Annotated in this window: 15 protein-coding genes; 8 read left to right on the top strand and 7 right to left on the bottom strand. The window is 55.6% G+C overall.

Annotated features, from left to right (window positions below; all coding sequences use genetic code 11):
- Nucleotides 1–141: 141 nt before the first annotated feature.
- Nucleotides 142–1,059: an amidohydrolase family protein gene (locus Pla52o_RS07125; protein ID WP_146593901.1), complete on the top strand. Its 918-nt coding sequence runs from the start codon at nt 142–144 to the stop codon at nt 1,057–1,059.
- A 2-nt stretch (nt 1,060–1,061) separates the two neighbouring features.
- Nucleotides 1,062–4,319, top strand: a complete 3,258-nt coding sequence (locus Pla52o_RS07130; RefSeq protein ID WP_146593902.1) for a dienelactone hydrolase family protein — start codon at nt 1,062–1,064, stop codon at nt 4,317–4,319.
- A gap of 161 nt (nt 4,320–4,480) precedes the next feature.
- Here the strand turns inward: Pla52o_RS07130 and Pla52o_RS07135 are convergent, their stop codons facing one another.
- A complete protein-coding gene (locus Pla52o_RS07135) occupies nt 4,481–5,674 on the bottom strand; it encodes an AI-2E family transporter (protein WP_231612150.1) in 1,194 nt (397 codons plus the stop codon).
- Nucleotides 5,675–6,257: 583 nt separating this feature from the next.
- The gene (locus tag Pla52o_RS07140; RefSeq protein WP_146593903.1) at nt 6,258–7,946 is read right to left on the bottom strand and encodes a potassium channel family protein; all 1,689 of its coding nucleotides are present in this window, start codon (nt 7,944–7,946) and stop codon (nt 6,258–6,260) included.
- 335 nt (nt 7,947–8,281) lie between these two features.
- Here Pla52o_RS07140 and Pla52o_RS07145 point away from each other — a divergent pair, with 335 nt between their 5' ends.
- On the top strand, nt 8,282–9,568 hold the full coding sequence (locus tag Pla52o_RS07145; protein WP_146593904.1) for an outer membrane protein assembly factor BamB family protein: 1,287 nt from the start codon (nt 8,282–8,284) through the stop codon (nt 9,566–9,568).
- Nucleotides 9,569–9,674: 106 nt separating this feature from the next.
- Here the strand turns inward: Pla52o_RS07145 and Pla52o_RS07150 are convergent, their stop codons facing one another.
- Nucleotides 9,675–10,559: an alpha/beta hydrolase family protein gene (locus Pla52o_RS07150; protein ID WP_146593905.1), complete on the bottom strand. Its 885-nt coding sequence runs from the start codon at nt 10,557–10,559 to the stop codon at nt 9,675–9,677.
- A gap of 433 nt (nt 10,560–10,992) precedes the next feature.
- Here Pla52o_RS07150 and Pla52o_RS07155 point away from each other — a divergent pair, with 433 nt between their 5' ends.
- A complete protein-coding gene (locus tag Pla52o_RS07155; RefSeq protein WP_146593906.1) occupies nt 10,993–11,472 on the top strand; it encodes a cupin domain-containing protein in 480 nt (159 codons plus the stop codon).
- Between the two features lie 26 nt (nt 11,473–11,498).
- A complete protein-coding gene (locus tag Pla52o_RS27840; protein ID WP_197169064.1) occupies nt 11,499–11,645 on the top strand; it encodes a DUF2256 domain-containing protein in 147 nt (48 codons plus the stop codon).
- Nucleotides 11,646–11,961: 316 nt separating this feature from the next.
- Here Pla52o_RS27840 and Pla52o_RS07165 read toward each other — a convergent pair whose 3' ends face one another.
- Together Pla52o_RS07165 and Pla52o_RS07170 are read right to left on the bottom strand one after the other, a co-directional pair.
- Nucleotides 11,962–12,324, bottom strand: a complete 363-nt coding sequence (locus tag Pla52o_RS07165; RefSeq protein ID WP_197169065.1) for a hypothetical protein — start codon at nt 12,322–12,324, stop codon at nt 11,962–11,964.
- Nucleotides 12,325–12,382: 58 nt separating this feature from the next.
- A complete protein-coding gene (locus Pla52o_RS07170; protein ID WP_146593909.1) occupies nt 12,383–12,898 on the bottom strand; it encodes a DUF6933 domain-containing protein in 516 nt (171 codons plus the stop codon).
- Between the two features lie 122 nt (nt 12,899–13,020).
- On the opposite strand from Pla52o_RS07170, the gene Pla52o_RS26715 reads away from it, so the two are divergent.
- On the top strand, nt 13,021–13,194 hold the full coding sequence (locus Pla52o_RS26715) for a hypothetical protein (protein WP_197169066.1): 174 nt from the start codon (nt 13,021–13,023) through the stop codon (nt 13,192–13,194).
- Nucleotides 13,195–13,378: 184 nt separating this feature from the next.
- On the opposite strand, the gene Pla52o_RS07175 is transcribed toward Pla52o_RS26715, so the two are convergent.
- Nucleotides 13,379–13,948, bottom strand: a complete 570-nt coding sequence (locus Pla52o_RS07175; protein ID WP_231612152.1) for a protein-tyrosine phosphatase family protein — start codon at nt 13,946–13,948, stop codon at nt 13,379–13,381.
- A gap of 280 nt (nt 13,949–14,228) precedes the next feature.
- Between Pla52o_RS07175 and Pla52o_RS07180 the strand changes: the two genes are divergently transcribed.
- The gene (locus Pla52o_RS07180; RefSeq protein ID WP_231612153.1) at nt 14,229–14,747 is read left to right on the top strand and encodes a TspO/MBR family protein; all 519 of its coding nucleotides are present in this window, start codon (nt 14,229–14,231) and stop codon (nt 14,745–14,747) included.
- Between the two features lie 179 nt (nt 14,748–14,926).
- On the top strand, nt 14,927–15,979 hold the full coding sequence (locus Pla52o_RS07185) for a YheT family hydrolase (RefSeq protein WP_146593910.1): 1,053 nt from the start codon (nt 14,927–14,929) through the stop codon (nt 15,977–15,979).
- A gap of 689 nt (nt 15,980–16,668) precedes the next feature.
- Here Pla52o_RS07185 and Pla52o_RS07195 read toward each other — a convergent pair.
- Nucleotides 16,669–18,183 carry a hypothetical protein gene (locus Pla52o_RS07195; protein ID WP_146593911.1) on the bottom strand — a complete coding sequence of 505 codons (1,515 nt, stop codon included), beginning with the start codon at nt 18,181–18,183 and terminating at the stop codon, nt 16,669–16,671.
- Nucleotides 18,184–18,211 lie beyond the last annotated feature (28 nt).

Raw genomic sequence — 18,211 nt, forward strand, 5'->3', positions numbered from 1 at the left:
GCGGTGATCCGCTAAAACCTTCCCAAGGGAACCGGCTTCACGGAGCGACCGAATCGAGAATGGACGGCGTTGCGTTGGAATTCGGATTCGCTGGCCAGCATCCAATTCGATCTCGCGTCTCGTCCGATATCAGGTACATCCATGCAGTCATTCAATCGTCGCGATCTGCTTCGTTGTCTCAGCGTCCTACCGTTTTCATCGGCTGCAGCCTTTGCTGATGACGCCACGTCGAGCGTCGTTGTTGACACGCATCTTCATTGTTTCGCCGGTCACGATCGCCGGTTTCCTTATCATGCGCAGGCGCCGTATCGGCCGATCACCGCGGCAACCCCAGAGCATCTTTTAAAGTGCATGGACGATGCCGGCGTCGACTATGCCGTTGTCGTTCATCCGGAGCCCTACCAAGACGACCACCGGTACCTGGAGCACTGCTTGAACGTTGGCCAGGAACGGCTGAAGGGGACATGTTTGTTCTTCGCCGACCGCCCGGCTTCGGTCGAAAAAATGGCTCCGTTGGTTCAGCGGAATCCAGGGCGTATCGTTGCCGCACGCGTCCACGCGTACGCTCCTGATCGTCTGCCCCCCTTTGGTACAAAAGAGTTACGCCATCTCTGGAAAACCGCGTCGGACCTGGGGCTTGCGATTCAACTTCATTTCGAGCCTCGATATGCCCCGGGGCTCGAACCGTTGATTCGAGAGTTTACCGACACCACGGTCGTGATCGATCATCTGGGGCGACCGATGCAAGGCACTCCTCAGGAACATGAGGTTGTTGTTCGCTGGTCACGTTTTCCCAATACGGTGATGAAGGTTTCCTCCGTACCTGATCCGAACAGCTATCCTCATCGCGATGTGAAACCCATCATCCGGCGTTTGACGGACGCGTTTGGCGCTGAACGAATGATCTACGGAGGAGGATTCAAATCGGGAGCGACCGGAGAGACCTATCGAGATTATCGCATGCGCGTCGCGGATTTACTGTCCCATCTGTCGCCCGAGGATCGCACGAAAATTCTTGGCGGTACCGCCGCAAAACTCTATGGATTCAACGGTTCCTGAACATGTCTAGAACAATCGCCAATGTCGTGGCCATCCTTATGGTCTTTACCTCCCACTGCCAACTGAGAGTAGCCGCAGAATCGCTGAGTTTTTCGGGACGGGTTCATGATGCCGTTGAGCGATCGCTGCCGCGTCTGGAAATCGCGTCGGCCGAAACGGCGCAGCGCCGCACCTGCTTCACCTGCCACGGGCAAGCCTTGCCAGCTGTTGTTTTTGCCGCGGCCCGCAAGCATGGCTTTCACATCGACCGTGACAATCTGCTTCGCCAGCTTGATCACACCGAGGCGCACTTGAAACGATCTCAGCAGCAATATGCCGATGGTCGAGGCACCGGCGGACAAGTCGATACGGCCGGTTGGGCATTGTGGGGACTGGAAGCTGGCGAGCGAGTGGCAAACGACATCACCGATCCGGTCGTCGAGTACTTGTTGGGCAAGCAACGTGATAGCGGCGACTGGCGGTGCTCCGGCAATCGCCCGCCCTCGGAGAAAAGCCATTTCGCGACAACGTACTTGGCACTTCGCGCGATCGAAAACTTCGGCCGTTCGTCGCATCAGCCCAAGAGCGACGAGGCTAAAGCAAGTGCAGCGAAATGGTTTGAAACCGCGGAACCGAACGACACCGAAGATCGTGTTTTTCAGCTGCTGTCTCTACCCTACATTGGTCTTGACGAAAATCTTGACGAGCGAACCGAAAAACTGACTCAGGATTTGATTGCTCAGCAACGACCCGACGGCGGTTGGGCTCAACTCGCGGATTTGGAAAGCGACGCCTACGCAACCGCAACGGTTCTGTATGCGTTGGCGGAGGCGGGGACTGCGGCAACAGAAGACAGCTACCAACGCGGCTTAGAGTATTTGTTGCGAACGCAATTGGATGACGGGTCGTGGCATGTCGCTTCGCGTAGCAAGCCGTTCCAAACCTACTTCGAAACCGGTTATCCGCACGGCAAGGATCAGTTCATTTCGACGACGGCGGCATGTTGGGCGACATTGGTGTTGTTGAACGTGCTGCCTGAGCAGCCCGCCGCTGCCATTGAAACGCTTGCCGGCACCAAGCCGCTTGAGTGGCCTGAATCGGATCTATCGGGCCGCTTGATGACCGGAGCCCACAAATTCGTTGAGTCTCGGATCGCCGTTGCTAACGAAAAACGCCACGAATTCGAAATCGATGACAGTCAGCGAACATCGCTTCGATCGGAGCTTCAAACGGTACTCGGTGTTGTCGAAAAGCGTCTACCGCCGCAATTGGAACAATACGGCGACCAAGCAAACCCGGCACTCGTCGCCGAGGGTGATCGTTTCCGCGTATTTCAAGTTCGCTGGCCGGTCTTCGCGAACGTGTTCGGCGAAGGACTTTGGGTGCAGCAAAAGGAGTCCGCCGTCGGTCGGTGTGTTGTGGTTCCCGACGCCGATCAATCACCCGAGCAATTGTTGGGACTCACGGACGGACTCGGCCCCAAAGAACAGATCGCTAGGCGACTGGCCGCCAGTGGTTTCGATCTGATCATCCCGACAATCATCAGCCGCGAAAAAATGCAGACCGATGACGAGCGGATTTTGCGTGCCGAGATGACAGATCGCGAATGGATCTATCGACAAGCGTTCCACATGGGTCGGCACGTGATCGGTTACGACCTGCAGCGGGTGTTCGCAGCCATCGATTGCTTCGCCAATCAACACGAAGACAACAAGCAAATCGGGATTGTCGGCTACGGCGAAGGCGGATTGATCGCCTTGCACGCCGCCGCGATCGACGACCGAATCGACAGCACACTCGTAAGCGGCTATTTCGACAGCAGTGATGCCGCTTGGTCTGAGCCAATCTACCGCAATGTGTGGCAGCGTTCGAAGCGGCTTGGCAATGCCGAGGTCGCCTCCCTGATCACACCTCGTGGATTGCTGATTGAACACAGTGAGTTTCCGACGGTCACGCGGCACAAAGGCGACATCGTCACTCCACCGACCGATCGTGTGCAGTCCGCGTTCAAGAGGATCCGTGAAACGGCGAGCGAACAACGCCCCCAACTAATCCTTGGTGATAACGATCGTCCGGCGACTCGTTGGTCCGACAAGGCTTTCACAGCATTCCTTGATCGCTTTGGCGCGGAGGAAACCGCGACGGAAATCGACGGCCTCGTCGACCGACGCGCCGATGCCGCGTTGCGAATGGCACAGCGTCAGAAGCGATGCACCGATCAGGCCGAGCAGCACGTTCAGTCTCTCGTGCGTCAATCCGAGCACATCCGAGACGACTTCTTTTTGTACAAAGTGCACCCGGAATGGAAGCACCGACCTTGGAGCACAAACAAGACGCACGATGTCAATGCAGATGACGTTTTCGTGAAAGCTACAAAGGAGTTGCGTGAACGTTTTACAACCGAAGCAATGGGGCGTTTTGACGCGCCGCTCATGCAACCCAATGCGCGGACGCGAAAGGTTGCGGAAACCGACAAGTGGACTGCCTACGACGTGGTGTTAGATGTGCACGAGTCGTTGTTTGCCTGGGGAACATTGTTGATTCCGAAGGACTTAGAGCCAGGGGAACGACGACCGGTGGTTGTTTGCCAGCACGGTCGCAATGGCATCCCGCGTGATACGATCGACAGCGGCAAGAATGCCTACAACGACTACGCCGCTAAGTTAGCCGAGCGGGGCTTTATCACCCTTGCGCCCCATAACTTGTATCGTGGTGAAGACAAGTATCGTTGGCTCGATCGCAAAGCCAATGCGATCGGTTGCACGCTGTTCAGCTTCATCATTCCCTCACATGATCAAATGCTCCGCTGGCTGGACTCATTGCCGTTTGTCGATGGCGATCGGATCGCGTTCTACGGTCTGAGCTACGGCGGTGAATCCGCAGTCCGAATCCCCACGGCGCTACCGAAATATTGTCTGTCGATCTGTTCGGGCGACTTTAATCAATGGACACGCAAGGTTGCATCGACCGACCAGCCGTTTTCGTTCATGCGGTCCACCGAGTGGGAAATGCCTTACTGGAATCTCGGGCACACGTTCGACTATGCGGAGATGACCTATCTGATGTACCCAAGACCGTTCATGGTGGAACGCGGTCATCACGACGGCGTCGGCCGCGACCACTGGGTGGCCCATGAATTCGCCAAAGTCCGCTGGCTCTACGCGCAATTCGGAAAGTCCGATCGTGTCGGAATCGAATTCTTCCTGGGTGGGCACAGTATCCATGGCGAAGGCACCTTCGAATTTCTTCATAAGCACCTAAACTGGCCGCCGCCGCGGTAAACATCGACGGTAAACATCGACCTTATCGATCATGATACAGATCCAGGAATCGTTGCTGCGATTGCTCGGTACCGAGCACGAACATTTTTGCGTCACCTTGCTCGCTTTTCCACCATAGAAACGTTTTCAACGGGGTAGGCGGGTGTGTCAGCCCACGGGGCTTAGGCTGGGCTGCTTGTTGAAAGATTGGGGACTTCCCCAGCGTGATCTTCGTCCTCCTCCACGTCCTCGGCTTCCGCGCCGCGAGCCGACAGAAAGTCCCCCAGCGGCTCCAAGTGGGGTATGTGCTCGCTGAACGTACGGACTGTTACCAATAGTGGAACGGCAACCAGCATTCCAACAACGGACCAAAGCCATGCCCAAAATGCCACGGCGATGAAGACGACGACCGTGTTCAGCTTGAGGTTCCTTCCCACGAAGTACGGTGTCACAAATTGGCCTTCGATTGCCGTTAATAGATAGTAGACGACCGCGGGAGCAATGCCGGCCATCACCCCCTCGAAACTGAGGAGGCCGACAATCAGTGCAATCATCGATCCTGCGATCGCACCGAGGTAGGGAACGTAGTTAAACAGAAATCCGACGACGGCGAAGAGAAGTGGATTAGGCATCCCTAGCATCCACATCGCCAGCCCGATTGTGATTCCCAGCGATGCGTTGATCAATGTGATGGTCAGCAAATACCGAGACAGCTTGCGTTCGATGTCTCGGGCAATTTTGATCGCTTTTCGCTTGTCGTGAAACGTCGGCATCACATGGACGATCTTTTCATAAAACATGTCCCCCGACGCTAACAAGAAAAATAGCAATACCATGACCATCACGATCTGAACGATTATGGCGGGGGCCGTCGACGCGACCAGCCCCAAGTAGCTTTGCTCTTGCACAACCACCTCTTGCACGTCCTCGTCGGAGGGCAACGCCGCGTTCTCGATCTGTGCGACGACCTCGTCAACGGAAGGCTGATCTTCGTCGCCGCCCAGCGTTTGGCGGATCTCGCGGATCCGGGCTTCTAAATCGGCGCCGATACTCGGCGCGTCCTTCACCCAGCCAACCACCGGACCTGCCAACATATAAGTAACCAGCAGAATTCCCATCAATAAAGCGAGCACGATCGTCGCAGCGGCTAGGCCCGTGGGAACCCGGCATCGTTCCAGGAATCGACGAACGGGACTGAAAACGAGGGCGAGCAGAAATCCTAGGATGACCGGGGTCAGAAAAACTTGAGCGTAACCAAGTCCTCCAACCAGCAGTAGCAGAAAGATTCCTAACACGATGCGGCGGTGCCATTTACTCGTGTCGCTGACTTGAACTTCGCCTTGGACATCCGACGTTGTCGATGGGGGGCAAGTCATTACATTTCGTCCAACTGAGGGCGTACCGTCCGCGAGTGTTTGGAGGCCGTATCTAAAATCGTTTCCTTCTGTGGCCGGCACCGTTGAACGGGAACGGAAGCTTGTGGAACGGGGGCTTGAGCTAGAGCGTTCAACAACATTCAGCATTCAACAATCAACGTTGAGCAAACAGCAAAACACGTGCCATTTGGCCCGCCATCGGCACACCCGCCATCGGCACACCCGCCATCGGCACGCTTGCCTGACGAGCGAGAGGGGCAGAAATCGTTGCTTTGCGTTGAGGGCGTGAGGGAGACCGATTGGCCGCAGTCTCGATTCGAAATCGAGGCGACACGCTTTAGATTCCAGCCTAGTTTCGTCGTTCTACGGTGAGCCTCGTTTAAGAGACCACGCTCCGTCGCTTCGGCTGACATCCCGATATCAGCTCAGCCCCCCAATGGATCCAAATGAGGGCGACGAGGGATTGGCCCAGGAGCGGCCACAGCATCCATGGCCAAGCGTCCTTTGAATTTCTTCACGAGCATCTTTACTGGCCGGCGCCGCGGTAAACATCGGAGGGGACGATTGCCGCTAAAGATTGATGTTATCGATCATGATACAGGTCCAGGAACCGTTGTTGCGATTCCTCGGTACCGATCACAAACATTTCGGCGTCGGCCGGGAGCGTGACGTCAGGACCTGGATTGACTTGCAGTCCATCCTTGCCGTGAATGGCGATCACACTACAACCGGTTCGTTGCCGTACAGCGCCTTCCACGAGCGTTTTACCGGCAAGCGACGGTGGCACGTGTACTTTGAATACGTCCAACCCTTCGGCTAACAACAACACGTCGCTGCGGCGAAGTAGATTAAAGATCGCGTTGGCCCCCATCGAAGCTTCGGAGATCACGAAATCGGCACCGGCGCGATGCAAGGTTTGAATGTTGCGTTCGAGCGTCGCGCGACTGATGATCTGAATGTCCGAGCGTAACCGCCGGCAATATAGCGTCAAGTAAACATTCAACGCGTCGTCGTGGGTTGTAATCACGACCGCCGAAGTTTCCATAATTCCGGCTTGCGTCAGGATTTCCAAGTCGGCCGCATCGCCTACGATCAGCCTGTCGTCATGTTTTTGTCTGCTCCTTTTCTCCACAACCCGATATTCAATTGACTGTTGATCCAGGGCTCGAGCGGTGGCGGCCCCGACACGGCCGAAACCGAGAATCACGACTGGCACTTCGCTGGCGTGATAGATACAGAACAGGCTATCGTATTCATCGAGTTGGTCGCGTGTCCCCGCCAGCACTAAAACGGTCGTCTCCGTGATCAGTGTATCGGGCCCCGCGTTTTGATAACGTCCTCGTTCCCAAACCCCCGACACGGTGATGTTCACGTGATCGCGCAAGCGGATGTCGCGCAGCGTTCTGCCAACCAACGGCGTTCTAGCCGCGCTGGCCTCGGCGATCAGCAGTTTATCGAATTGTCCGATGACGTGTGATTTGGCATCTCGCCCGATCACGCGTCTGGCTAACGACCGGCCCATCATCTCAGCGAGCTCCAGCACTTGAGTGCACCCGGCAAGCTCCAAAACATCGACCGAAGCAACGTCGGCGGCGGTGGCGACGATCGGTACCTGTTCGGAAACTCCGCGCGCCGTGAAGGCCACGTTTGTATTGATGACGTCACCGCCGACGGTCGCCACGAGTGCCGCCTTGTCGGTGCGCAACCGCCGATATGTCTCCGGATCATCCAATTCCCCAACGACGACTTTCAAGTCCAGATCATGAAGTCGCAACGCCTCCGCAACTTCCGCAACAAGAATCACGTACGGGTATTTGAACTGCGTCAGCTTTTTGATCAACGCGGCCTCGACCGGGCCATAATTTGTCACGATCACGTGGCCCTCGCTATTCGCAGGCAGTTGGCGAGGTGCCCGCGCGGCCTCCTGAGCTTGAATCCATGGCGCATAGAAGAATTGGATGAAGGTAAAGGGCAGCAGGATCAGCATGAACAACGTTCCGCTCATCAACACAAGCATCGAGAAGAGCCGGCCCGGATCGGTGTGAAACGTAATGTCGCCGAACCCCAACGTGGACATCACCGTCAGCGTCCAATAGATGCCGGTGATCCAAGTGTAGCGACGCCCTTCCCACGCCATTAGGTAATGAAAGATCACGCTGTAAACGAGGATCATCCCAATCAGCAAGAGCACGAACTGAGCCAGCACCCGCAAGTTGCGGCGGCTGGCACGGTTCCGCATAAAATGTAGGTACAGTGTCGTGAAAGATTTCATTGCGTCTCCGATGGCGTAGTCAGCATTCTAGCCGCGACGGACTGTTGTGACGACGCTAGTCGACGAGACGAATGATGTGCCCACGGGCTACCCAAAAACGACGAGTGCCGCCGAAAACGATGATTGGCCCCACAACGACACCCTACTCCGCCCAAGACGCATCACGGCCACCGCCGTTCGCTGGAACACAACACTCAGTGCTGAGAATCATCACTCTCGTTGGTCCCTAAGTCGATATTCCGGTGCAATACGTGAGCGCGGTGATTGCCGACCGCAATGCCGATGCAATAGGATAGCGGCCATCCGATCTGTTCCCGTTCCGGAGAGAGCTACCGATGAAGCCGATCACTGTAATCATTTGTGCACCGTTATTGTTCCTTATCACCGCGAACCGTTGTCTCTCCGACGACTGGGGATCGTGGCGAGGCCCGACGAGCAATGGCATTTCGACGGAAACGAATGTTCCCACCGAATGGTCAAAAGACAAAAACGTGGCGTGGCGAGTTGAATTGCCGGGACCAGCGGGTGCCACGCCGGTTGTCTGGGACGACCAAATCTTCCTGACAACGGTCGACGGCACGAGCCTGCTGCTGATGTGCTTTGGAGCCGACGGCAAAGAACAATGGCGAAGGGAAATCGGCAAAGGCAACAAAGAGGCACGCGGCGATGAGGGCAATTCGGCTTCACCGTCCCCCATCACTGACGGAAAACATGTATGGTCCTTCATGGGCACCGGAGCTCTGGCTTGCTTCACGGTTTCCGGAGAACCGGTGTGGCAGGCGGATCTGCAGCAGCGGTACGGAAAATTCGACATTGCGTTCGGGATGTCGGCGACCCCGGTTCTACATGACGGTCGCTTGTTTGTGCAGCTGATCCATGGCGACGGGGAACCGACGACACAGGAAGCCATCGTGGTGGCAATCGACGCGGTCTCAGGCGAGCACGTGTGGAAGGTGGAGCGGGTGACGGGAGCTGCGAAAGAAAATGAGCATTCCTACGCATCACCGATGCTCTACGATTTCGGCGACCACACGTTTCTGATCACTCATGGCGCGGATTACACCGTGGCGTATGCGCTTGAGGACGGATCGGAGATCTGGAGACTCGGCGGCCTGAATCCTCAAGGAACCAGCTATCACCCGACGCTGCGTTTCGTTGCATCCCCGGCTGCGGCGGAAGGCATCGTGGTGTGTCCGACCGCGAAAAACGGACCTGTTTTTGCCGTCGCTCCTGATAGAAAAGGGGATCTGACCGATAGCGATGCAATCCTGTGGGTCCGAGATCAACACACGCCGGACGTCCCCTCTCCGCTGATTCACGACGATCTGGTCTACCTTTGCCGCGAAAACGGAATGCTGCTTGTGCTGGATCGGAAGACCGGCGAAGAGGTCTACATGGAACGTACTCACAGCCACCGACATCGCGCTTCGCCGGTCTTTGCCAACGGTCATCTTTACCTGACCGCCCGCGACGGCAAGACCACCGTCGTGAAAGCCGGGAGAGATTTTAAGATTGTCGCACAGAACGATATGGACGAGACGATGTCAGCCTCGCCCGTGATCTCCAACGGTACGATCTATCTGCGAACATTTGATGCCTTGTGGGCGATCCGAAACGATTGATCGGCGATCATTCGGAACGTCGTCACCGCGAAGCAATGCGGCGTTCGCAGCGCCGCCACCGAGGCAACTCACGCCATCCAATCACCGACGTTCGCAGCACGAACACTTACTTGGTCAAGTAATCGATCAAGTACTCGGCCGTGTTCCGATACTTGGGATCTTTAACGCCCGGCGTGACCAGGACGACGTCGACATTCACTTCGTTGAGTCGTTCTGCCAGCTTCACTCCCATAATCCCGGAGTGCGTTGGGTCTTTGGGTGAAGCCCCCACCACCGGCACTTCGCCGCCATAAAACAAACCGATCGCAGGATCGTCTTTGGAAACATGTTCGATCGGCGAATACTCTTTGATCCATGGCAGGACCGATTCCCGATTATCGATCAAGGCCTGGAATCCACCGAGACCGAACGCATGGGCGCCGTAGCGGTAGTTTGGCATCCACTCACGCAGCTCCTTTGGATCGAGCGAAACTTGGGCTCCGTTGACCGCGGCACAGTATAGCCGTGTCGATTCGCGGGCGATCGGATCTTCACTATCTGGCTTTGCCATGTCATCGTGTAATGCCAGCCAAAGCGAGGAGCACGCGCCAGCCGACCCGCCCGTCGCCCCGATCTTTTTCTTGTCGAGGTTCCATTCGGTTGCTTTCGAGCGAACGAATTGGAGCGCCCTCGCGGCATCATGCAGCGGAGCCTTCACCGGCGGTTCCACTTTCTCTTCCACAGCGTTCTTCACGTAGCGGTAGTTGATCGCAACAACCGAAATCCCCTTGTTGAGAAAGGCTTGAGGGTTCATCTTTTTGTCGCCACCCTGCCAACCGCCGCCGTGGATGTAAAACACGACGGGGGTCGGTGTTTCCGATTTGGCTTGATAGAAATCGAGAACCTGGCGCGGGTGTGCGCCGTACGGCACGTTCTGCAACTGCTTGACTTCTTCGGCTTGCACCGTCTGCACAAACAACAGCAGCGCCAAGGACATGAGCATTCGTTTCATCGGGTGGATTCCTGTTGGAGACTGGAAGGATCGATGGACAACATTTTTACAGGATTCACCGTGACATTCCATCAAAATCGCTGGTTTTAGTGATAGGCAGGAAGAACTCGTGTGCGCCAATGCGACTGCTTGAGCAAGCCTGTTGACTCCGGCAACGAGCATCTGAAACGGACTCTGGTCGTCGACATACAGGTACCGGGAAAACGGCGTTCCTCGGAATCCACACCCCAATCGGCAAGGTGCAAGACGCGACCGTTTGGTCCCCCAAGAGCACCTCGCGGTTGCGCAGACTAAGCAATTTGCTGGGCCTGCGTCCAAGATCCGATAGAATGACCCAACTGCATAGGGCGTCATTCGTAAGCGAGTCGAAGTTTGAGACGCGCGAGCGAAACGAGAACACCTGAATACAATTTTTCAGTGTAAGGATCCAAACATGAATCATCATGCCACGGTGCGGAAGCCCGGCGAAGGACGGAGAATCGGGGTCGTCGGCGATGTGTACCGCTTCCTCGCTACCGGGAAAGAGACGGACGGAAAGTACGCCACGTTCGAGGCCATCGTACCGCCGGGTAGCGGTCCTCCACCGCATATTCACAGTCGCGAAGAGGAGTCGTTCCTTGTGCTTGAAGGCGACGTCACATTCCAACTCGGCGACCAGCGATTTGTGGCCGGTGAAGGCACGTTTTTGAACATGCCCGTGGGCAGCCTACACTGCTTTAAAAACGAGAGCGACAAACTGGCTCGCCTGTTAATCTCCGTTGCTCCAGCTGGGCTGGAGGAGATGTTCATGGAGATTGGGCAGCCACTTTCTGATGAAGCAAAGTCGGCACCGCAGCCGAGTCAGGCTGACATCAACAGGTTGGTGGAAGCTGCACCTCGCTACGGCGTCGAGATCAAAGTGACGCACGAGTAGTTGCCATGGTTCACAAGAAACCTAACATGCCCGAAAAAAACTGCGGCGTCTGCGGACGCCCTTTCAAGTGGCGAAAGAAATGGAAGAAGGTATGGGACGAAGTAAAGGTTTGCAGCGATCGGTGTCGCCGGAACCGTGACGGCATCGCGATCCACAAGTCAGAGAGATCATGACACGCTTTTTCGCCATTTTGAGTTCGCTTCTGCTTCTGACGGGTGCTGTATTCGCTGGGTTCGGATACTTGGCGACATTCGAGCCGACCGACACTGTGATTCAATTCATGGCGTTTCGAATCGGCTATACCGTCGTTGGACTCAGCTGCCTCGTTGGAGTTGGGCTTGTAATCGCAAACGCTTTTTGGAAGTAACGCGGTGACTCAGGGTCCATCCAAACTCCGCCGCCAGCGCTCTGTGATTTGATTTGTCGTGCCTGATCGATTGTGGATCTGAGAAGTTTTTGCGACCAGTGGTGACGTTGATCCCTAGAGATTCACCTTCGGTGTGTTCGCAATTCACAGGCGATCATTGGGCTTATCAATAACACCAGCAAGCCCAACGGCATCAACCCGCCTTTGGTGATATCGTAGGCAGCCGCGATTCGCTCCCAAGACAGTCCTGCCACGAACCGTCCAAACAAGACTTCGAAAGTCACCGTCAACACCAGCCAGTTCAAACCTACCATCAGCAGTTCGAAGGGGCGTTTGGCCCCGATCCAGCGTATCGTGATGAAAGCGATCGCAAGGATGATCGCCGAGCCGGAGAACACCCCGATCTGATTGGAGCGGAACTCGCCAACGACCGGCACGAGTACCATCGCTCGCATGAGACCGTGAAAAATCTCGGCAACGATCAAACCGATCCAAATCGCCAAACTTCGGCGGAGGATTCGTCTTCCATCTGCCACTTCCGCGTCACTCATTGCCCATCGAACTGGCGAGATACGAAAAGACTTCTTTTGGATGTCCATACTTTTGACCCTCTTGGCCTATCAAAGCCGACAACGGCGTTTCGTTCAAACCATACCCGAGATCACTCGGTGACGTGCCGTCTTCGAGCGACAACTTCGCTGCGTAGATAAGGTCGTTCATTGACCCCGTGACGGAGCGATTCAACGCTTTGGCAAAACGTACCGTTCCCTTCGATGGAGCGACAAACTTGCGATAAATAAATTGCTTGCCGTCATCGGCGGTGAAATCCCGAATCGTACCCCAAGCTCGGGTGAGGAATGTGCATTCATCCGTGATTCCCCGTCCATACATGACGCACGAATAGAGCGATAGCGTGTTGGAGAGGATGATGTATTGGGTGCGGTCTACGGTGAAAAGATGGCACGACCAATCGGCGTAGGGATTTTCATTCAACGGCATCTCGGTCAACTTGCCGGCGTTGATCTTCGTGTTGAGTTTCTGGGAGATTCGAAGGATCATCGGCCTCTGTTCCAAAAAGTGATGTTCAATCCAAGCACCGTCGCAATTGCCCCCACGCAAAATAAGGCAGCGGTACAACGGCCACCCAGCGATAGTGAATTCGGATAGCCACCAAGACTCAGATGATTGTCGCTGATACGCTGCGAATGTCGAGTGCGACTAGCGACAAGTCCCGCAGCCCTAACGGAATCGGTATGATGCGTTGGTTCGGCACCAAGTTAATCGCGAACGTCAAAGCGAACGTCAAAGCCACCTTCTTCCTGATGGATTGCACGAGCTCGAAAGCAATGGTCTAAAGCTTGATCGAATGAAACCACTGTCAAATACTCCCCGGCGTAGGCCGCTCGCACGCCCACATCGTTTGATCGAACCTGTTGTGCCACTCCATCGAAGTCAATTTTGGTCTCCGAAAACATCAGCGGTATGATCAAAGGGAGGCGATAAAATGGACGTAGCACTTGGTTGTGATGACGTGTTTTGTTAGTCGGCCCAAGAAAGAACAAAGGTTTCCTGGCTCGCGTTCTCCGGGGCTTTCCAACTGGCACGCTGCACATCCGCTTGCCGCAACTGGGTCAGCAACCCGAGAACGTTGTCAGCCGATACAAGCCCATGGCGGCGCAGCCAACAACAAACCGTGGTACCAGTGCGTCCCATGCCCCCGAAACAATGAACATAGACGGGACGATCGGATGTGAGAGACAAGTCGATCGCGTCAAGGATGCATCGCATTCGATCGGTCGAGGTCGTTCCGCCGTCCGGGATGGGGAATCGCAGGTGAGCGATCGGTTCATCCTGTTCATCAGCAAGTCTCCGCAGCTCGTTGTCGTAACGCACGAAAGGTAGGCCAGAGTTGTTGGCTTCGTTTTCTTCCTGCAAATTGATAAACGTCCGCATTCCGGCATCAAACAATGACTTGATCCGCTGGCGATGATCCATCGGATCGGAGTGGCCTGGGTAGGCTCCTGCTAAAAACACATTGTCGAGCACCCAATAGGTTCGGGTGCAAGGCGTGGGACTGACTGGAGGAACAAATTTAGATGGGATATTCAAACGAAGCCTCCAAAAGATCGGGTAGAATGATGCCCGTGGATGTAGTGCAACCACGGTGTGGATGGTCATGACACGGCTTACAAAGCTTACCGGAATCGACGAGCATTCACTTGTCCCGGTCGCCGAGAATCGTCCGTCGCCAGCGATCCGATCGATTGGGGCAAGGGTAAGTGTTTGTGATTGGATGCCTGGGAACACGTAAAAGCGGTGTGCGACTTAACTACACCCGTTCTCACTACGAAATACATGCTCACTAGGAAATGTAGGCAGAGGTATTACGATGACCGATGATGCTCCGATTCCTCAGCGAGCGGATTCGTCGCCCAGCAAGTGGACGGTCTGGATCATGCTTGCCGTCTTTCTGGCGATCTGCCTCGGTGCAGCCGGTCTCGGGGCGATCGCGACCACGGCCGAAATCGATGGGTGGTACAAGATGATTGAGAAGCCGTCGTGGAATCCCCCGGCCTATATTTTCGGTCCCGTCTGGACGACGCTGTACGTGATGATGGCCGTCGCCGCGTGGTTCGTATGGAAGCCAACTGGATTGAAGGCCGCCAAGACGCCACTCACTTTATTTGCAGTGCAGCTTGCCCTGAATATAGCTTGGTCGTGGGTCTTCTTTCGCTTTCATCAACCGGGTTGGGCGTTCGTGGAGATCGTGGTTCTGTGGCTGTCAATCGTAGCAACCACAATCGCGTTCTTTAGTCGTTCGAAGATCGCAGGCTGGTTGATGGTCCCGTACGTGGTGTGGGTCAGTTTCGCCAGTGTGCTGAACTTCACAATTTGGAATCTAAATTGACGCTGGCGAAGCTCGCCCTGGTGTCTCGATTCACGCGGTCTGCGAGCTAACGCCGCTTCGCGGCTAGGGAACGAGCGGGTTTTTGGCTGCCGCTCTCAATCGCGCAGTGTTGGTAACATTTTGCCGTCGGCGTCAGCCCATCGATCGGCTTGGCATGAAATTCGCTCGTCGATAAGGTTATGTCACGAACCGTCGAGACCGAAAAACGCGCTGCGATCCGCCAACTGGATTCACTGCCTCCCTTTCGCCCGCACTGGCTTTGTCGCGGGGGGTGGATGCAGACGGTTTCGATCAAATGGCTACGACCTGGGCTCTCGCTCGACTCGCGGCCAGATGCGGAGACGATTTCGGTTCCTGACGATCACACGCCGCCGGATAAGCTCAGCGGCTTCTTCTTTCCGGCCCCGAGCGAAAGGGAGCCAGGACCGGAGCCCCACAAGCCGTTAGTCGTGGTCTTCCACGGGATGGGAGGCAACGCGCTGAGTCGCTACATGCGTTCGATGGCCGAGCGGTTAAACCATGCCGGGTACGATACCTTGCTCTGGAACCATCGCGGTGCTGGACGGAGTGCCGAACAATGCCAGCACGTCCATCACCCAGGATTCACCGAAGACATTCGACGGCTGGTGCAGTGGCTCCGCGAGGAACGATCTGATTGGACGCGTGGCGGAATGGCCGGAGTAGCCTTTTCACTCGGCGCAAACCTGCTGCTGAAATACCTTGCCGAGACCAAGGATGAAGCCGGGTTCGATGTTGGCGTGAGTATTTCCGCGCCAATCGACATGGAGATCACCTCGCGTAATCTACGGTCGGGCATGAACCGGTTGTTCGACCGCTATTTGTTGAAGAAACAGAAATCGGAACTGCTCCGCGACAGTGCCGATCTTTCCGACGCGGAACGCCGCGTCGTTCAAAAGACATCGTCGGTCTGGGAGTTGGACGATCAGTTCACCGCCAAACGTCTGGGCTACGATAGCGCGGTCGAATTCTACCGCGACAATTCCGCCATCCATACCCTCGATCAAATTACCAAGCCCACATTGTGCCTGCACGCTGCGGATGATCCCGTGGTCGATCCCGACGTCTTCGATGGCGTGGACTGGGACGCGAACCGCAAACTCTGTCCCGCGATGGCGTGCTCGGGCGGCCACACAGGTTTCTTGGACCGCGATGGTCACCGCTGGCATGAACGCGCCGCCATCACTGCCCTGAAACGCTGGTGCGGCAAATAGGATTCGCATGGACTTAGCCCAGTTAGGTTCGCCATCCAGCCTAGCATTTAGCCGGAGCCGTTGCGGATCCACCGTCGACTTAGGGCCGATTCAAAATAGCCCAAACGGGGACAGAGCATGTTGTCGGGGGATGTTAGCACCGTTTTTTCGCTGAAAATGGTGGGCGGAAGCCTCACCTTAGAACTGGTGACTGTCCCGCTTTTTGCTTTGAAACTTCTGGCGGCAAGGGCAACCGCTCCACCGCGATTAGCGCGAACATCCAACGACGATCCCTTCGTTCCGTCATCGCTTCGCAATCCTGCGAGACGCTAAATGATCCGTTCGATCGCGGAGCTTACCCTCCAAGAAACGTTGTCGAACGTCTTATTGGCTGGCTCAAAGAGCCTCGATGCATTGCAACTCGCTACGATAAACTCGTAACATCCTGTCTCGCGTTCATTCAACTCGCCGCAATGCGAAGTGCCATCCGATGGCTTTGATTTACAGTGCCTTTAAACAACGTTTTAGACGCGAGTCCCAGGCCGGGGTAGTCAATGCGAAATGCAACAAAGCCCCCGCGTCAAGGAAGAACCATCACTTGCAAGTAAGTCTTACGACGTTCCATCCGCTCCAGCGACTTGTGGAAATCACGGTGTCGAAGAGGTCGCTTCAACCAGGACGAGGTTCAGTCGCGACTTTCGTGAACAGAATCACTTTTTTGCAACCGCGTCACTACGATCCGTCGATTTGGCAAATCGAAAGGCATATAGCTTGGTCCCAAATTGCAACTCGAAACGCAGTCGGACTGGTTGCGCGGCAAGTTTTGAAAGGTCGCCGTTTTCCCCCCACGTCACCTTCCAGTCGGTGGAATTGGCCGTATGGATGCGGTCGCAATCTTCCATCGCAAAGCCGGGTAACGGCTTGCCGGCCTCGTCTTGGATTTCAACCCGAGCCAAGCCGATCGCCGACGTTTCGATATTCAAATTGAGAGCGTTGCCATCAAAGTTCAGCGGCGGCGTCGTGAATTCTCCGCCAGCGTATTCGGCCTCAACGCAGGTGAAGCCGTCCTTGCGTAGCACGACCCGGCTGAGTGTGGCACGCTTCATGGCTTCTGCGTCGCCGGTGTGCGGGTCGTCGAAACCGATGTAGTACATCCAGATCTCGTCGTCGACCACATGCATACCACGAGACATGTACATCGTTAGCGCATCGAAGCTGCCTGGTTTGCCCAACGCGATCCAAGGTTTGCGGTCGTAACGTTCCCAGTTGATGCCATCGCGGCTAGCGTCGAGTTCCATGTCTTCGACGCCGCAGTTGTAGGTGAAGTGTGTTTTGCTTTTGGGATACTTCGACATGTCGATTGGCAAATACCAATCCTCGTAAGAACGGTAACGGCAATTGAACAGAAAATATGCGTCCTGCGCGTACGGATACTGAACGACCTGTGGACAGTAAAAATCCATCACCTTCACGCCGCCGAAATTTGGGTCCTTATCGTCGGGCTCCAAAACCACCTCTGGCATTGGAAATTTCGTCGGGTCGTCGCTGACAGCGCGACCAATGGTGCGGCGGGCGTACTTGTTTTCTCCGCCGTATCGCTGTGTACCAATCGTTTTGTAGTAAGGTACCCGCTCGGGCGGGCATTCGTAAATTTTGTTCACACGCACATAAGCCACGTACTTGTTGATCCGAGTGTCATAGAAACAGACGTTTTGGCTGTCCATTCCATGTGGATACCGGGCTTGCTGAGGAAAGACGCTATTGGTGAGTGTCTTCCAGTCAGTACCGTCGGCGGAAGCCCGCATCATGTTTTGTAGGCCATCAAACAATTTGTAACGTTCGCTAGGCGGGGCCTTGGGGTCGACGAACATCGTGGCTCCGCTGAAGTAGGCGCCCAGGATATCGTCCGGCTCGGGTTGGGTAGCGCCCGACACTCTTCGCCAATTAACACCGTCCTTGGTCAAGGCACTCCACATGCGGAATTTACCATCGGGTTCGATGATCGAAGAGTAACCACCAAGGCTGCCCACGAGGCACTTGTGATTCGTCTTGATCGGCTTGCAGACTTCGATGCCAACGTTCTTGACCGATTCGAGATATCGTCCGTCGATAAATATCTGGTTGCGATCGCCGATGTCGATCGTTTCGCTATTGGCCGACGAGCCACAAGTTGCTGCCGCGACGAGAATCATAGCGATGTAGCTTCCCACGAATTTGTTGCACATATCCAGTAGAAGTCCTCAGAGGGTCGTT

This window comes from Novipirellula galeiformis, from assembly GCF_007860095.1.
GTDB classification, from domain to species: Bacteria; Planctomycetota; Planctomycetia; order Pirellulales; family Pirellulaceae; genus Novipirellula; species Novipirellula galeiformis.

Bases quoted from the DNA above. Each gene is read 5' to 3' on its own strand.
- Pla52o_RS07170 (WP_146593909.1), bottom strand. From the start codon at position 12,898: ATGATCCTTCGAATCTCCCAGAAACTCAACACGAAGATCAACGCCGGC.
- Pla52o_RS07140 (WP_146593903.1), bottom strand. From the start codon at position 7,946: ATGAAATCTTTCACGACACTGTACCTACATTTTATGCGGAACCGTGCC.
- Pla52o_RS07130 (WP_146593902.1), top strand. From the start codon at position 1,062: ATGTCTAGAACAATCGCCAATGTCGTGGCCATCCTTATGGTCTTTACC.
- Pla52o_RS07150 (WP_146593905.1), bottom strand. From the start codon at position 10,559: ATGAAACGAATGCTCATGTCCTTGGCGCTGCTGTTGTTTGTGCAGACG.
- Pla52o_RS07125 (WP_146593901.1), top strand. From the start codon at position 142: ATGCAGTCATTCAATCGTCGCGATCTGCTTCGTTGTCTCAGCGTCCTA.
- Pla52o_RS07195 (WP_146593911.1), bottom strand. From the start codon at position 18,183: ATGTGCAACAAATTCGTGGGAAGCTACATCGCTATGATTCTCGTCGCG.
- Pla52o_RS07185 (WP_146593910.1), top strand. From the start codon at position 14,927: ATGTCACGAACCGTCGAGACCGAAAAACGCGCTGCGATCCGCCAACTG.
- Pla52o_RS07155 (WP_146593906.1), top strand. From the start codon at position 10,993: ATGAATCATCATGCCACGGTGCGGAAGCCCGGCGAAGGACGGAGAATC.
- Pla52o_RS26715 (WP_197169066.1), top strand. From the start codon at position 13,021: ATGATTGTCGCTGATACGCTGCGAATGTCGAGTGCGACTAGCGACAAG.
- Pla52o_RS27840 (WP_197169064.1), top strand. From the start codon at position 11,499: ATGCCCGAAAAAAACTGCGGCGTCTGCGGACGCCCTTTCAAGTGGCGA.
- Pla52o_RS07145 (WP_146593904.1), top strand. From the start codon at position 8,282: ATGAAGCCGATCACTGTAATCATTTGTGCACCGTTATTGTTCCTTATC.
- Pla52o_RS07135 (WP_231612150.1), bottom strand. From the start codon at position 5,674: ATGACTTGCCCCCCATCGACAACGTCGGATGTCCAAGGCGAAGTTCAA.
- Pla52o_RS07180 (WP_231612153.1), top strand. From the start codon at position 14,229: ATGACCGATGATGCTCCGATTCCTCAGCGAGCGGATTCGTCGCCCAGC.